Raw genomic sequence first — 13,850 nt, 5'->3', positions numbered from 1 at the left:
AAGCCCTCTGGAAAACCTGCCCGGCGGTTAAGGCGGGCAGCCGAAAAGGTCAAGAGGAAAGGTGCGCGGCAGCGGGAATGTCCGGTTTGCCGGTTGCGGAAGGCAAGACCGGTAAACGTGCCTTCCACAGGCCAAGAAAGAAGCGGCGGGACGGTTTTTCGATGAGGCTATAGCTGAGCGTTGCCATCCCGAGGCTGGCGAAAATCATGATAAGGGCGGCAAGCCAGCCGGGAAGGGCAGCGCCAAACGCACTGCGCAGCGCCGTGAGTGTCAGGAAGCTGACGGGCATGTGGAAGAGATAGAGCGAAAAGCTGATCCGTCCCGCAAAGCGCAGCGGAGCCGAGGCCAGCAGCGCCTTGGAGATCGGCGCTTCGCAGGCGCTGAGATAGACGATGATGGTGGCGATCAGCGCCGTTGATGTACCCCAGAAAGTATTGGTGGCGGCATAAAAGCTTTGGCCGAGAAAGAACAGGGCGATCAACCCAAGGACCACGAGACCGGAAAGCGCCGTTGCTGGCCGGCAATAGCCAGCGAAAAACACTCTGCCTGCCAGAGCGCCGAATAGAAAATAGGGAATTTTCGACAGCAGCACGATGCCGGGTCCGGGGAAGCCGAGATACATGGCGATGGCGAATCCGCCAGCGATGGCCGCGCAAAGGCCGGGGCGTTTGGCCGGATTTTCGAAGCACAGCCAGAGCAGCAGGAAAAACAGATAGAACTGGATTTCCGGTGGCACCGACCAGAACACGCCGCTGGAGCCGATCATGGCGATATGGCGGACGATCTCCACTAGACTGGTGACCGGCTGGATATAGTGCAAGACAGGAATGGCCGAGAGCAGGATGACCAGCAGCACCGCGACGAGATAGACCGGATAGATCCGCACGAAGCGATGCACGAGATAATCGGCCACACTGGCGCGGGTGAAAGGCTTTGCGCCATAAAGATGGGCCATCAGGAAGCCGCTGAGCGAAAAAAACAGCGCCACCGAGGGATCGCCGACCAGCAGGGCCGGAAGGCTGACGCCAAGCAGCAAGGGCATATGCGAGAGCACCACGGCAAAGGCGGCAAGGCCGCGCAACCCGTCAAGACTTTGGATGTATTGGCTTTTATTCATCGCTGACCTGTTCCTGGCAGGGTGTGCCTGCTCCATTTCGAACTATAGGGGCAGTGTAGAAAAAGTGAATGGTCATAAATGGTTAACCTTGTTCTGCTGGCGATTTCCTGGTGCAATGGTTAACCCGCAGGTTGATCTTCTGGCCGCTTTCCTGTGGAGTCGCGCTGCTTGGCTGTTGTGTTGCCCAATTGGCTGGCTACAGTCGCGCCGCACAAGCGAGAAGGAAGTTTCATGGCCGACGATATCAAATCCATTGCCGCACTCATTGCGGGCGAGATCAATGCCCGAGCCGATCAGGTGATCTCCGCAGTGGATTTGCTGGATGGCGGCGCCACGGTTCCCTTCATCGCCCGCTACCGCAAGGAAGTGACCGGCGGGCTTGATGATACGCAATTGCGCAATCTGGCCGAGCGCCTGACTTACTTGCGTGAGCTGGGTGCGCGCCGCAAGGCGATTGTCGATAGCATTACGTCACAAGACAAGATGACCGATGAACTGGCCATCAAGATTGCCCGCACCACCACCAAGGCGGAGCTGGAAGACATCTATCTGCCCTATAAGCCCAAGCGCCGCACCCGCGCCGAAATCGCCCGTGAAAAGGGATTGGAGCCGCTGGCCAATGCGATTTGGGAAGACCGCACCGGCGATCCGGCCAAGCTGGCAGAAGCCTATGTGAAGGGCGAAGTGGCCGACGTGAAAGCGGCCCTGGAAGGCGCCCGCGATATTATTGCCGAAGCCATGGCGGAAAATGCCGACCTGTTGAAAAGCCTGCGCAATTACCTGAAAGACAAGGCAATCCTCTATGCCAAGGTGGTCGATGGCAAACAGGCGTCTGGCGAGAAATTCGCTGATTATTTCGACCATTTCGAGCGCTGGGCAACGGTGCCGGGCCACCGGGCGCTCGCCATGCTGCGCGGCTGGAATGAAGAGATTTTGACGCTGACCATTGAGGCGGACAAGGACGACACCTCGCTGATCAAGCCGACCCACCGGATGATTGCGTCAGCCTATCAGATTGGCCAGAAAGGCCCTGCCGACCAATGGCTGATGGAGGTGGCGGGCTGGACCTGGCGGGTGAAGCTCTCCATGTCCTTGTCACTGGACCTGATGCGCGACCTGCGGGAGCGGGCCGAGGAAGAGGCAATCCACGTTTTTGCCCGCAATCTCAAGGATTTGCTGTTGGCCGCCCCTGCCGGTTCGCGCCCCACCATGGGGCTTGATCCGGGCATTCGCACCGGCGTGAAAGTGGCTGTCGTCGATGGCACCGGCAAGGTGCTGGAAACCACGACGGTCTATCCTTTCCCGCCGAAAAACGACATTCGCGGCACGCAGGCCGAGCTGGCGGGGCTGATCCGCAAGCATGGCGTCGATCTGATCTCGATCGGCAATGGCACCGGCAGCCGTGAGACGGAAAAGCTGGTGGCCGATATGCTGGCGCAATTGCCCGCGACCGGCAAGAAGCCCACCAAGGTCATCGTCTCGGAAGCAGGCGCCTCGGTCTATTCGGCGTCGGAACTGGCCGCCAAGGAATTCCCCAATCTCGATGTTTCCTTGCGCGGTGCGGTGTCCATTGCCCGCCGTTTGCAGGACCCATTGGCGGAACTGGTGAAGATCGATCCCAAATCCATCGGCGTTGGCCAGTATCAGCATGATGTCGATCAGGGCCGTCTAGGCCGTTCGCTGGATGCCGTGGTGGAAGATGCGGTGAATGCTGTTGGCGTCGATCTCAACACCGCATCGGCTCCGCTTCTGGCGCGGGTATCGGGGCTGGGCGGCTCGATAGCCGAGGCAATTGTCGCGCATCGTGACCAGACCGGTCCGTTTTCCAGCCGCAAGGATCTGTTGAAAGTGGCGCGGCTCGGTGCGCGCACCTTCGAGCAATGCGCCGGATTTCTGCGCATTCCCGATGGGAAGGAGCCATTGGATGCTTCGTCTGTTCACCCGGAAGCCTATGGGGTCGCCAAGAAAATCGTTGCGGCCTGCGGGCGGGATCTGCGCACGTTGATGGGCGACAGCAGCCTGTTGAAAGGGCTGGACCCGCGCCAGTTTGTCGATGAGCAATTCGGTCTGCCGACTGTGAAAGATATTCTGGCCGAGCTGGAAAAGCCGGGCCGCGACCCGCGCCCGAGCTTCAAGACTGCCACCTTTGCCGATGGTGTGGAAGAAATCACCGACCTGAAGCCCGGCATGTTGCTGGAAGGCACGGTTACCAATGTCGCGGCCTTCGGTGCCTTTGTCGATATTGGCGTGCACCAGGATGGGTTGGTGCATGTCTCGCAACTGGCCGACAAATTCGTCAAAGACCCGCATGAGGTGGTCAAGGCCGGTGATGTGGTCAAGGTCCGCGTGGTCGAGGTGGACGTGAAGCGCAAGCGCATTGCGCTGACCATGCGCAAGGATGGTGGCGAAGCCCCGCCACCGTCAGCCCGCGACAATCGCGGCCCGGCGGTGATGCGCAATGCCAACCCGAAACCGGTCCGCGATGAAAAGCCCGCGATGGGTGGTCTGGGAGCGGCCCTTGCCGAGGCGATGCGCAAGAAATAACCCGTCATCAGCATCGGACCGAAAACCGGTGTCCGTTTTTCCGGTCCGATGCACCATAAACCACTGCGGGAACAAAAAACACGCGCACACCCTGAGGTGAGCGCGTGTTTTGCTTTTCCGAAAAGTTCCATGGATTTTTGAAAATTATGTGACAAAAGCATACTTGTCAGCGCCACGAGAGAGGATAGGGTTGCAATCAGCGGACAGGCAATCTCTTTCCTTTCAGGAGGTGTCAATGGCATCGTCTCTTCGTGGTATGTTGATGAGGATCATCCGAAAAGGCACGCTGGAGGTCATCGGGGCCGATGGCCAGATGCAGCGTTTCGGTGATGGTTCAGGACCGCCGATTGCGATCCATTTCTTCGATGACGAAGCGGAAGACGAGATCTATTGCGACGCGCAGCTAAAGCTGGGCGAGATCTACATGCAGGGCCGGATGGCCTTCGAAAAAGGCGATATCTACGACCTGCTGGCACTGGTGAAGACCAATACGCTGGTGTCCGACCTGACCTTTCCGATGGTCTGGCGCGGGCTGCTGCGGGTGGTGGCGGCGAAAGTGCGGGGCGCGTTGCCTGTTAACCGCAACCAGCGCAATGTCGCCCATCATTACGATCTCAGCGCCAAGCTGTTCGACCTGTTTCTGGACGAGGACTGGCAATATTCCTGCGCCTATTTCAATCCGCCGGGCATTTCGCTGGAAGAGGCGCAATTGGCGAAAAAGCGCCACATCGCCGCAAAGCTGATGGCCGAGCCGGGCCAGCGGGTGCTGGAAATCGGCTCCGGCTGGGGCGGCATGGGGATCTATCTGGCTGAAACCTGCGGGGTCGATGTTAGCGGTATCACGCTCAGCGAAGAACAGTTGAAGGTATCGCGCGAACGGGCGCGCAAACGCGGTCTCGACGAAAGGCTGCGGTTCGACTTGCAGGATTACCGCACACTGAAGGCCCGGCCTTTTGATCGGCTGGTGTCGGTCGGCATGTTCGAGCATGTCGGCCCAACCCACTACCTGCATTATTTCCGCAAGGTGCATGAGCTGATGCAGGATGATGGGGTGATGATCCTGCATTCCATCGGCCAGCCGTATCCGGCGCTCTACAACAATCCGTTTTTCGAGAAATATATCTTCCCCGGCGGCTATATCCCGTCGCTTGCCGAGGTCCTGCCAGCCATCGAAAAATCCGGTCTGCTGGTTGCCGATTGCGAAATTCTGCCGATGCATTACGCCCATACGCTGCGCCATTGGCGAAACCGTTTCATGGCGCGCCGTGAAGAGGCGGCGCGGCTTTATGACGAACGCTTCGTGCGGATGTGGGAGTTTTACCTCGCAGGGTCCGAAATGGCCTTCACCCATGAAGATTTCTTCATTTTCCAGCTGCAAATCACCAAGAAGCGGATGAGCGTGCCCGACAATCGCGATTACATCGCCGCACGTGAAGAGACGCTGAAGGCAGCCGAAGCGTTGCGTGCGCCCTTGGAAAAGGTGCTGTTCTGAACGTCAAGGTGTCTGTTGGCCAAGGCTTAAGGATAGTTTTCTTGGGCGCGGATTTGAGCTATCACTTCGATCATGAACACCGCCAGCGACACCACCGCCCGCGTCCAGGACGCGCTTTCCGATAATTGGGTCTACCGCCTGTTGCCACGGGCGGTTTGGCCCTATGCGCAGCTGGCCCGCTGGGACCGGCCGATCGGCTGGGAATTGCTGATGTGGCCGTGCTTCTGGTCCTCGGCGCTGGCCGCCAATTTTCTGGCATCCAGCGGCGCGCTGCCGGTCTTTACCTTCATCGCCCACCTCCTGCTGTTTTTCATCGGCGCCGTCGCCATGCGCGGTGCCGGCTGCACCTATAATGATCTGGTCGATGAGAAAATCGATATGGAGGTTGCCCGCACCCGCTCGCGCCCCTTGCCCTCCGGGCGGGTAACGCGGAGCCAAGCCAAGCTGTTCATTGTCGCGCAGTTGGTGGTAGGGGCCGCCGTTCTGTTTTGTTTTAACGGGTTTTCCATCCTGCTTGGCCTGGCGTCGCTGGCCATCGTGGTGATCTATCCCTTTGCCAAGCGGTTTACCGATTGGCCGCAGTTTTTCCTTGGTCTGGCGTTTTCCTGGGGCGGGCTGATGGGCTGGGCCGGGCTGACGGGGTCGCTGTCTTTGGCCGCCGTGCTGCTCTATGTCGCCGCCGTGGTCTGGACCATCGGCTATGACACGATCTATGCCCATCAGGACAAGGAGGATGACGCCCTGATCGGCGTGCGCTCCACCGCAAGGCTGTTTGCCGAGGACACCAAGATCTGGCTCACCGGATTTTACGGCGCGATGGGCTTGTTGCTGGCCGTGGCATTTCTGTTGGCTGGAGCCGGTTTCCCCGCCTATCTCGGACTGTTGGTGGCGCTGGTTCTGCTCGGCTACCAGATCAAGGTGCTGGATATCCATAATCCACTGCAATGCCATGCGCTGTTCAAGCTGAATGGCAAGGTTGGTCTGATCCTGTTTATCGGTCTGGTTGCTGCTATTCCCTTCGCCTGATCACTCGGCCCGACGGCTGGAGAATATAAGAGACCTCTTGTATTTACCTCCAAAATAGGGTACCCCCCTATGTTATGAGCCACACGATCAAACACCAGGCCAAGCTTCTCGCCCGCGTCCGCCGGATGAAGGGACAGATGGAGGCCATCGAAACCGCGCTTCTGGCTGAAAAGCCATGCGGCGATATCATGAACCTGACGGCCTCTGTGCGGGGAGCCCTGACCGGGCTAATGACCGAATTGGTCGAAGAGCATATCCGCGAGCATATCGTTGCCGAAAATCTCGGCGCCTCAGAGCGTCATCAAGGCGCCGACGAACTCATCGACGTGATCAGGAGCTACCTGAAATGACCCAGGACCCAACGTCTCACAGCCACGATTCTCATCAGCATCCCCCTCATGGCCACCATCCCCATGGGCAAGGGGGGCATGTTCATCCGCATCCGCACCAGCATCAGCCGGGCAATCGCCACAGCCATGTCTTCTTAGGCCCAAACCATCAGCGCAATGAGCGCCGCACCTGGGCGGTGATCGGCGTCACCACGGTGATGATGGTGGTGGAAATCGTCGCGGGCAATTTGTTCGGCTCCATGGCGCTGACGGCGGATGGTTGGCATATGGCCACCCATGCCGGGGCGATTTTTGTTGCGGCGATGGCCTATAGCCTGGCGCGGCGCCATGCGGATAATAGTGGTTTTACCTTCGGAACCGGCAAATTCGGCGATCTGGCCGCCTTTTCCAGTGCGATTTTTCTCGGCCTCGTGGCTGTTATCATCGCCTGGGAAAGCCTCTGGCGGGTGTTTCAGCCGGTCGCCATCAACTTCAGTGAGGCCATCGTCATCGCTATTATCGGCCTGGCCGTTAATCTCGTTTGCGCCTTGCTGCTTCAGGAAGACCATCATCATGGTCACGACCATGGGCATCACGAACACGGCCATCACGCCCATTCGGAAGCGTCCAGCAACCATGGCGGCAGAGACCGCAACTTGCGCGCCGCCTATATCCATGTGCTGGCGGATGCGCTTACATCTGTCATGGCGATTGCGGCCTTGCTGCTCGGCAGTCTTTTCGGCTGGCTCTGGCTCGATCCGTTGATCGGCATCGCAGGCGCGGTGGTCATTGGTAGCTGGGCCTTCGGCCTGATGCGCGATAGCGGCATGGTTCTGCTCGATCATGTCTCGGATGGCGAAGATCTCTCCGGCACTATCCGCCGGGTGATCGAAGCGGAAGGGGCCGATATTGCCGATCTCCATGTCTGGCAATTGGGCCCCGGTCATCACGGCGCCATCGTTTCGCTGGTGGCGCGCGAGCCGCAATCTCCCGCCTGGTACCGCGAAAAATTGTCCCAGATTGCCGCTTTGTCGCATGTGACTGTCGAGGTTGAGCGCGCCGAGGCGGCATAGTCCCCGCCAACACACAGATGTGGTGGAGGAATTTTTCCGGGGTGCGGCGCCCCGAAATGAAACATGGCCCGCCTTTTCCGGCGAGCCATGTTAAAATATTCAGGTATCGGCAACCGCTCTATTAACGGCGGGCAATGATTTCCTTGCCGGAAATTTTCATCGCAACGCCCAGCGAACCAGTGGTACGGCGGACCAGGAAGCGCGGGCGGCGCTCTGCAAAATAGGAATGGCGGCGGCGGCTGCGCGGCGGTTCGGCGCGCAATTCGCCCAGATGCTCTTCCAGCGGGCGGGCAACGCCATCGGCCTCGACCATCAGCATCGGAATGCGGAAGGTTTCAGCCCAGCTGCGCCAGTCGGCGGCAATATCGCAGAGATCATGGGCAACCAGCAGCGGAATGCACAGGTCCGGATCGGCGTGATGCAGTTCCAGCGTCACGGTCACTTCGCCATTGCCATGGTCGATGGCACGGGCGGCGATCCCCTTGAAAGCCCGGGCTGGAAGGGCAAAGGACATTGGCAGGCCACTGGCCGGCAGGATCTTGCGCAGCACGGCACCGCGCTCGTCGAGTGTAACGGAGACATTTCCGGAAGCATCGCGCAACGTATAAGTCACATGTTGCGGAAACCGTGATGGTTCCAGTCGAAACGTTGCTCCGGCCCAGACGGGCTTCATAACCGTGTTCGTCATCTTACTACCCTTGTTTTACCTGAGAGCCGTTATTGCATCTGCTCTTTTCACTGGGACTTTTCGTCCTCTGAGGCCAAAGATAGCCTTGCCGGGTTCCGGACCGCTTAAAAATCGCGGTTAAGAAAACTTTGCCGTTCCAGATGGTTATCGAATTGCCAGCGCTAACGGTTTCGATTTGGTGAACGGCTTTTGTAAAATTGTGAAGCATTAGTTAAGAGTATTCTACTATGTTTGGATGATAATGCTACGGCAACCTGCATCGGTCACCAACCTTTATTGGTATGATCGGTGAATGTTGCAATACGTGTAGAACTGCCAGAAAATTGCTTTTGGGTTGTGTTTGGCAGGTTGTAGTTTGAATGCCGCGAATGGAATGCGGCGGGCGCCGGGCTTGTGAGTATCTCTTGCTTGACGCCATTCTGCCTTGCGGCAAAAGCCAGGAGCAAGGCAGGTAGGCCATGATGGGTTACCCGACATCCGCATGACGCAACCGGCCAGGGGTGGTCAGGGGCAGGGTTATGCAGTGATTGAGGGCGTTGCAGCCAGGGACGTGGCGGGCGACGCTTTTGGAGCTTATCGAGGAACGCAGTGCCATGGTGTCTACTTATATCGGTTATGATCTTGTCAATCGCGATATGAAAGCGAGCCTGAAGCGTGTGTCTCAGGAGCCTGAGGTGGCCCGCGAGCAGAAATATTACCAGGAGAATATCGGCAAGGTCAAAACCGTCGACGACTTCATGAACGACGACCGGCTCTACCAATATACGATGAAGGCCAACGGCCTGGAAGACATGACCTATGCCAAGGCCTTCATGAAAAAGGTGCTGGAAAGCGATCTGTCAGACGAAAACAGCTATGCCAATAAATTGGCCGACGACCGTTACCGCGATTTCGCCCGGTCCTTCAATTTTTCCGCCGAAACCGCTGATATCCAGACCGACAAGCAGGAAGAGGATGTGATTGGCCTTTACAAGCAATCGCTTGTTACCGAAGGCGACGATGCCGAGGAAGAGGTGCAATATTACGATTCCGCTATCGACAAGGTCACCAATGTCGATGACCTCTTGAAGAACAGCCGCCTGACCAAATTCGTTCTCGAATCCTATGGGCTCGACACCAAATATTATTCCACCGACCATTTGAAAAAGGTCCTGACCAGCGATGTCAACGACAGTACCAGTTACGTCAATACGCTGACCACCAACAAGTCGGATTACCTGAATATCGCCAAAGCATTTTCCTTCAATACCGACGGTTCGCTGAAAAATGCCACGGCCCAGACCTCCGATCAGAAAACGGCGATGGAAGATCTTTATCTGGAGGAGGTTCCCAGCACCGAGACCGCCTACCAGGCCGAGCGCGAAGCCGCTTACTACAAGGAAAAGATCGCCACCGTCACCAAGGCCTCGGACATCACGGGGGATTCGCGGCTGTTCAGCTATGTGAAGACGGCGCTGGGCATGGACAAGAACACGCTGAAATCCACCTTCGAGAATATCGTCACCAGCGATCTCAACGACGCCAACAGCTATGCCAATACCCAGGGCAAGGTGAAGGGAGAGTATGCGAAGGTCGCCGCGATGTTTAACTTCGACACCAGCGGCAATGCCACGGCTGGAAATGCCCAGAGCGAGACCCAGCTCGCCCAGACCGCCACCGGCTATATGACCAATTACGATGATCAGGACCAGGCGGATCTCAGCACCCTAACCACCTATTATTCCACTCAGATGAAATCCATTACCAAGGTTGATGACCTGCTCGGCAATGAGAAAATCTACAATATGGTCATGAAGGCCTACGGCATCGAGACCGACGAATTTTCCAAGGCGGACCTGAAAAAGGTTCTGACCAGCGATATGAACGATCCCAAGAGCTATGCCAACAAGACCCGGGACGAGCGGTTGATCAGCCTGGCTTCCGCCTTCAATTTCAAGGAGGATGGGACCGCTGACGTGCCGCTTCTGGCCCAATCGGAGCGCACCATTACCGAGGTGGCCAAGGACTATATTGTCCAGAAAACCCGCTTTCTGGACGGCAAGGAAAAGACCGACGCCAAGACCGCAGCGGAGGAGGATTCCAAATATTACCAGGAGAATATCGTCAAGGTGTCATCCGTTACGGATCTGCTCAAGGATCGCAAGCTGGTGGATTTTGCTCTGACGGCGGAGGGGCTGAACCCGAAAGATGTCAGCGACGATATGCTCAAGCAGCTATTTTCGTCTGATCTCACCGATCCGAAAAGCTTTGCCAATACCCAAGCCGACGAAGGATATGCGAAATTCGTCGCCTCCTATAATTTCGACAGTAGCGGCAAGATTTCCAAGGAAAATGCCGATGGCGTGCAGAACCGCAGTGAGACCTTTAACACTGAAAATCTCTATCTGCATCAGACCCTGGAAAACGAACAGGGCGAAAGCGATCAGGGTGTGCGCCTTGCCCTTTACTGGGATCGCATGTCGTCGACCATTACCTCGGCCTATGACATTCTCGGCGATACGGCGCTGCTGGAAGTGTTCCGCACCGCCTACAGTCTGCCCAGCGACATGAGCAATATGGATATCGAGCAGCAGAAAAAGGTCATTGAGAAGAAAATGGACCTGAAGGATCTAAGCGATCCTGACAAGCAGAAGAAATTCCTGCAACGTTTTACGGCCATGTACGACCTTGACAACAATACCGGCTCCTCGGCCAATGCCGCGCTGACCATTCTGGGGGGCAGCTCTTCGACCAGCGGTATCAGCGCCAGCCTGCTCGAATCCGTCAACAGTCTGTAAAGACTGTTCTATCTGTCGTATAATTCCGTCAAGTCGAGGGTCCATGAAGATCTTCGAGACCTGGAATAAATCGTGGTGGCGTCGTCATCGCGCTGCTTGCCGCTTGCTCCTGCCTGGTGGAGGCGATATATCCCGTAGAATATATCGAACCTAAGGGAATACGGGATGAAGGCAGGTTGGAAAATGATGGCTAAAGCCAGAGCGACAAGCATGGAACGGCTGCTGGCGGTCTTGACGGCTTTGATCCTCTTCGTCGCCCCTCAGGCCTTTGCCGCCGACCAGAGCCTGACGGTCTTTGCCGCCGCCAGCCTGAAGGAAACCATGAGCAAGATTGCCGACGAATGGAAGGCTGAGACCGGCCGGGAGGTCAAGCTGTCCTTTGCCGCCTCCTCGGCGCTGGCAAAACAGATCGATGAGGGCGCTCCCGCCGACCTGTTCGTCTCCGCCGACCTCAACTGGATGGACCATCTCGACAAGGGTGGCGAACTCGTGCCGGGCAGCCGCGTCAACCTCTTGGGCAACCGGATCGTGCTGGTGACGGCGTCTTCGTCGACGATCACGACAAAAATCGCCTCTGGTTTCGATCTGGCCGGGCTTCTGGGGGATGAGCGGCTGGCTATGGGCAATGTTTCCTCGGTGCCCGCCGGTGTCTACGGCAAGGCAGCGCTGGAAAATCTCGGGGTGTGGGCGAGTGTCAAGGACAAGGTTGCGCAGGCGGACAATGTCCGCGCCGCACTGCTGCTGGTGTCGCGTCAGGAAGCACCGTTCGGCATCGTCTATGAAACCGATGCCAAGGTTGATCCAGGCGTGAAAATCCTTGACCGGTTCCCCGAAAATTCCCATCCGGCCATCGTCTATCCGGCAGCGGTGCTGAAGGCCTCCACCAATCCCGATGCCAAGGCTTTTCTGGCCTATCTGCAACAACGGAAAGCTGCGGATGTGTTCAGGACTGCCGGGTTTACGGTGTTGGCGAAGACCAATTGACAAAACCCGTCGACCTGTGGCCCGTTGAGCCATGATCGACGCGCTCTCCGCTGACGAAATCACCGCGATCCTGCTCAGCCTGAAAGTGGCGCTGACGGCTGTTGCCGTCTCGCTGCCGCTTGGCGTCGGTATGGCCTGGTTGCTGTCGCGAACCTCCTTTCTGGGCCGCAGCCTGCTGGACGGGCTGGTGCATCTGCCGTTGATCCTGCCGCCGGTCGTGACTGGCTATCTGCTGCTGATCACCTTCGGGCGGCGTGGTGCGGTGGGTGCCTTTCTGGATCAATGGTTCGGCCTGGTGTTTTCCTTCCGTTGGACGGGGGCGGCGCTCGCCTCCGGCATCATGGGCTTTCCCTTGATGGTGCGCGCCATCCGCCTGTCGCTGGACGGGGTGGACCGCAAGCTGGAAACGGCAGCGGCGACGCTCGGCGCATCGCCGATCATGGTGTTCTTCACCGTTACCCTGCCGCTAATCCTGCCTGGCATCGCAGCCGGTGCGGTGCTGGCCTTTGCCAAGGCGATGGGTGAGTTTGGCGCGACGATTACCTTCGTGTCGAATATACCCGGCGAAACCCAGACCCTGTCCGCCGCCATCTACACCTATACCCAGGTGCCGGGCGGCGATGCCGGCGCGTTGCGGCTGACGCTGGTTTCCGTCGTTCTTTCGCTGCTGGCGCTGCTCGCATCCGAGCTGCTGACCCGGCGGCTGACCGTGCGGATGGCGGGCTGATGTTGGAAATCGATATCCACCACCGCCAGGGAACGTTTGATCTTGAAGCCGATCTTCAGCTGGGGCCGGGGTTGACGGTGCTGTTTGGTCCGTCCGGATCGGGCAAGACCACGATGATCAATGCGGTGGCCGGGTTGATCCGCCCTGACCAGGGAAGGATCACCTTCGACGATAGGGTTTGGAGCGATGCGCAGAGCGGTGTCTTCCTGCCGCCGCATCGCCGCCGGATCGGCTATGTCTTCCAGGAGGCGCGGCTTTTCCCGCATCTGAGCGTGCGGGCCAATCTCACCTATGGCCGGTATTTCACCCCGAAAGCCGAGCGGCGGGAAGACTTGTCCCGGATCTGCGATCTGCTGGGGATCACCGATCTGCTGGACCGTGCGCCTAATGGGCTGTCGGGGGAGAAAAGCAGCGGGTGGCCATTGCCCGCGCCCTGATGACCAGCCCGAAGCTTCTGTTGATGGACGAACCCCTATCGGCGCTGGATGGCGCCCTCAAGGCGCAGATCCTGCCCTATATCGAGCGGATTCGTGATGAGGCGGGGGTGCCAATCCTCTATGTCAGCCATGCGGTCGAGGAAGTCACCCGGTTGGCCAGCCGGGTGGTCACGATGACCAAAGGCCGTGCGACAAGGGTGGACGCGGGCGAGGGGGCTTTGGTTCATCTCCCAAGGTTCGGCGACAGCCGCCCCGGCAGCTTCCTGCATGCCCATGTCACCGGCCACGCCCGTGAAGAAGGCCTGACGCTGGCGACAAGCCCTGCGGGTTTGCTCTACCTGAAATATGCCGATCTACCCATTGGCACCCCGATCCGCCTGTTCGTCGCCGCCAGCGATCTGGTGCTGGCGACAGGGGATACGGGTCAGCTTTCCACCCTCAACCGTTTGTCAGGCAAGGTGACAGCTATTTTCGAAACAGGCCCCGGCATCGTCGTCAGGGTCGATTGCTCCGGTCAGGTCATCGACGCCGAAATTACTCGTCGCTCGCTGGCCGCCCTGGATCTGGCGCTTGGCAAGCCGGTTTCGGTGCTGTTCAAGGCGGTCTCGGTAGAGGCGGGAGGTGTTTATCGGATACGGACGGATCCTTTGGGCTGA

11 protein-coding genes and 1 pseudogene are annotated in these 13,850 nt (G+C 58.3%); 10 read left to right on the top strand and 2 right to left on the bottom strand.

Translation table 11 applies throughout. The features are described 5' to 3' along the window. Positions 1–49 precede the first annotated feature (49 nt). Complete coding sequence (locus V6582_RS06770) at positions 50–1,117, bottom strand: acyltransferase family protein (RefSeq protein WP_197434437.1); 1,068 nt, start codon at positions 1,115–1,117, stop codon at positions 50–52. A gap of 231 nt (positions 1,118–1,348) precedes the next feature. Here V6582_RS06770 and V6582_RS06765 point away from each other — a divergent pair, with 231 nt between their 5' ends. The 5 genes from V6582_RS06765 (at position 1,349) to dmeF (ending at position 7,581) form a co-directional block, all read left to right on the top strand. Next, positions 1,349–3,661, top strand: coding sequence for a Tex family protein (locus V6582_RS06765; protein WP_156632938.1), 2,313 nt, complete (start codon positions 1,349–1,351; stop codon positions 3,659–3,661). Between the two features lie 235 nt (positions 3,662–3,896). Then, positions 3,897–5,153 carry a class I SAM-dependent methyltransferase gene (locus V6582_RS06760; RefSeq protein WP_156632937.1) on the top strand — a complete coding sequence of 419 codons (1,257 nt, stop codon included), beginning with the start codon at positions 3,897–3,899 and terminating at the stop codon, positions 5,151–5,153. A gap of 72 nt (positions 5,154–5,225) precedes the next feature. Continuing rightward, the gene (gene ubiA / locus V6582_RS06755; RefSeq protein ID WP_156632936.1) at positions 5,226–6,179 is read left to right on the top strand and encodes a 4-hydroxybenzoate octaprenyltransferase; all 954 of its coding nucleotides are present in this window, start codon (positions 5,226–5,228) and stop codon (positions 6,177–6,179) included. Between the two features lie 74 nt (positions 6,180–6,253). Continuing rightward, positions 6,254–6,529 (top strand): metal/formaldehyde-sensitive transcriptional repressor, encoded by a 276-nt coding sequence (locus V6582_RS06750; protein ID WP_156632935.1) that lies wholly within the window; start codon positions 6,254–6,256, stop codon positions 6,527–6,529. Next, positions 6,526–7,581, top strand: coding sequence for a CDF family Co(II)/Ni(II) efflux transporter DmeF (gene dmeF / locus V6582_RS06745; protein WP_156632934.1), 1,056 nt, complete (start codon positions 6,526–6,528; stop codon positions 7,579–7,581). Before V6582_RS06750 ends, dmeF begins: the two co-directional genes overlap by 4 nt. A gap of 121 nt (positions 7,582–7,702) precedes the next feature. Here dmeF and V6582_RS06740 read toward each other — a convergent pair whose 3' ends face one another. Continuing rightward, entirely contained in the window at positions 7,703–8,269 is a 567-nt protein-coding gene (locus tag V6582_RS06740) for a DUF6101 family protein (RefSeq protein ID WP_060719132.1), read from the bottom strand. A gap of 593 nt (positions 8,270–8,862) precedes the next feature. Here V6582_RS06740 and V6582_RS06735 point away from each other — a divergent pair. From V6582_RS06735 to V6582_RS06715, 5 genes and pseudogenes are all read left to right on the top strand, one after another. Continuing rightward, positions 8,863–11,046 carry a DUF1217 domain-containing protein gene (locus V6582_RS06735; protein ID WP_156632933.1) on the top strand — a complete coding sequence of 728 codons (2,184 nt, stop codon included), beginning with the start codon at positions 8,863–8,865 and terminating at the stop codon, positions 11,044–11,046. Positions 11,047–11,232: 186 nt separating this feature from the next. Continuing rightward, positions 11,233–12,030 carry a molybdate ABC transporter substrate-binding protein gene (gene modA / locus V6582_RS06730; protein ID WP_234889767.1) on the top strand — a complete coding sequence of 266 codons (798 nt, stop codon included), beginning with the start codon at positions 11,233–11,235 and terminating at the stop codon, positions 12,028–12,030. 31 nt (positions 12,031–12,061) lie between these two features. After that, positions 12,062–12,757: a molybdate ABC transporter permease subunit gene (modB, locus tag V6582_RS06725; RefSeq protein WP_156632931.1), complete on the top strand. Its 696-nt coding sequence runs from the start codon at positions 12,062–12,064 to the stop codon at positions 12,755–12,757. Then, positions 12,757–13,172 (top strand): annotated as a pseudogene (locus tag V6582_RS06720) (ATP-binding cassette domain-containing protein); the annotation flags it as partial. The gene modB and the pseudogene V6582_RS06720, both read left to right, overlap by 1 nt. Then, a complete protein-coding gene (locus tag V6582_RS06715; RefSeq protein ID WP_349508936.1) occupies positions 13,173–13,850 on the top strand; it encodes a TOBE domain-containing protein in 678 nt (225 codons plus the stop codon).

It is taken from the genome of Agrobacterium vitis (genome assembly GCF_037039395.1).
Taxonomy (GTDB): Bacteria; Pseudomonadota; Alphaproteobacteria; order Rhizobiales; family Rhizobiaceae; genus Allorhizobium; species Allorhizobium vitis_E.
The sequence above is the reverse complement of the archived record's forward strand: the minus strand, read 5'-3'. Positions and strand labels throughout refer to the sequence as shown.